The organism is Shimia gijangensis (genome assembly GCF_900142085.1).
Taxonomy (GTDB): Bacteria; Pseudomonadota; Alphaproteobacteria; order Rhodobacterales; family Rhodobacteraceae; genus Shimia; species Shimia gijangensis.
This window is the reverse complement of record NZ_FQZQ01000062.1, coordinates 1-1,927: the sequence shown is the minus strand read 5'-3', so window position 1 is coordinate 1,927 and position 1,927 is coordinate 1. Positions and strand designations below refer to the sequence as shown.

The following is a 1,927-nucleotide window of genomic DNA, read 5'->3' as shown; positions in this document are numbered from 1 at the left end:
CACCAGATCCTTTAATCTATGCAAGGCGATGCGTTCGACTTGTTTGCAGGCTGTGGCGCGCTCGGAGGGGGTGTTGTTTGTGATGCGTGTTTGGAAGGCGTCCATGATGGAGGCTTTGGTGTTGTCGCGCACGGCGATGATGAAGGGAAAGCCGTGTTTGGCGACGTATTGGGTGTTGAGCATGGTGAACGCCTCACGTTCGGCATCGGTCAGCATGTCGAGCCCGGCCGAGGCCTGCTCGGAGGTGCTTTCATGCGTTAAGCGCCCGGCGGCGGCCAGTTTTCCGGCGAGATCCGGGTGGGCGGTCAGCACGCCAAGGCGGGCCTCTTGCGACGCCGCGCGGAACACCCGGCACAGCGCATTGTGCAGCCCCACCGCGCTGTCATGTGCAGGCCCCAGTTCAAGATCATAGGCCCTTTCTGCGATCCAGGGCGAATGCTCGAATATGCCACCGTACGCGGCCACAAAGGTCGCGCGGTCCATTTGGCTGGGCCGGGCGCGACGTGTATGCGGGTGCGTCGCGGCCCAATGGCGTGCAATATCAATCCGACGCGGGCACCACACCCCGTCAAACGTTTGAATATAGTCGATAAACCGTTTCAGGCCGGCCATCTTGCCCGGACGCCCGATCAGGCGGCAATGCAGGCCGATCGACATCATTTTGGCAGCCCCTGCCTCTCCTTCCGCGTACAGCGTATCGAAGGCATCTTTCAAATAGGTAAAGAACTCTTCGCCCGTGGTGTAGCCCGGCGAGGTGGCAAAGCGCATGTCATTGGCTTCGAGCGTGTAGGGAATGATCAGCTGATCGCGCGCGCCGATCTCGCTCCAATAGGGCAGGTCATCGTCGTAAGTGTCTGAGACATAATCAAAACCGCCCTCTTCGGCCACCAGTCGCACGGTGTGTTGAGAACACCGGCCCGTGTACCAGCCGCGCGGGCGTTCGCCGACAACTTCGGTGTGCAAACGGATCGCCTCGGCAATGGCCGCCGCCTCATCCTCGGGCGCCATATCCTTGTGTTCGACCCATTTCAGGCCGTGGCTGGCGATCTCCCAATCGGCGTCGATCATCGCCGCCACCTGTTCGGGGGACCGTGCCAGAGCGGTCGCCACGCCATAGATCGTCACCGGGATATCCGCGCCGGTGAACAACCGGTGCAGCCGCCAGAATCCGGCGCGCGCGCCGTACTCATAGATCGAATCCATGTTCCAGTGTCGCTGACCCGGCCAGGACGCCGCGCCTGCAATATCGCTCAGAAACGCCTCACTGCCCGCATCGCCATGCGCGATGTGGTTTTCCGAGCCTTCTTCGTAGTTCAGCACAAATTGCACGGCAACTTTGGCGCCGCCGGGCCATTGTGGATCAGGTGTTTGTGCGCCGTAACCGCGCATGTCCCGGATATATCTGCTCAAGCTTTACGCTCCCTTAAGGTTCATTTGGTTCTATACCGGAATAATCCGCGTGACTTTCGTGAATTTCCTGAAAGACTTCTTTGCCGCTGCCCCCTGTCATGTCGACAGGATTCAAGCGACAACAGCTAAAAGCAACAGGAAAGGGCGCGATATGGCGGGCTATCTGACGACACATGTGCTGGACACGGCCCGGGGATGCCCGGCTGAGGGGCTGAAGATCGATCTCTATCGTCTTGATGGCGACCACCGCAGGCATCTGCGCACGCTGGTCACCAATGACGACGGGCGCACCAATGAACAAATCCTGCCCGAAACCGAGTTTGCCTTGGGGGAATACGAACTGGTGTTCCACGCAGGCCCTTACCTCGACGCGACCGGCACGCCCCCCGAAACCCCGCGCTTCCTCAGCACAATCCCCATCCGCTTTGGCATGTCAGAACACAGCCACTACCACGTCCCACTCCTCCTATCCCCATTCGGATTCTCTACATACAGAGGCAGTTAAGGTACCTTAGGG

At 59.9% G+C, this 1,927-nt stretch carries 2 protein-coding genes; one reads left to right on the top strand and one right to left on the bottom strand.

All coding sequences use genetic code 11. From position 1 onward, the window contains the following. Nucleotides 1-1,410, bottom strand: a 1,410-nt coding sequence (gene puuE / locus BUC32_RS19960; protein WP_073257385.1) for an allantoinase PuuE, incomplete at its 3' end; no start/stop codon positions are given. A gap of 151 nt (nt 1,411-1,561) precedes the next feature. Here puuE and uraH point away from each other — a divergent pair. Beyond that, the gene (gene uraH / locus BUC32_RS19955) at nt 1,562-1,915 is read left to right on the top strand and encodes a hydroxyisourate hydrolase (protein ID WP_073257382.1); all 354 of its coding nucleotides are present in this window, start codon (nt 1,562-1,564) and stop codon (nt 1,913-1,915) included. Nucleotides 1,916-1,927 lie beyond the last annotated feature (12 nt).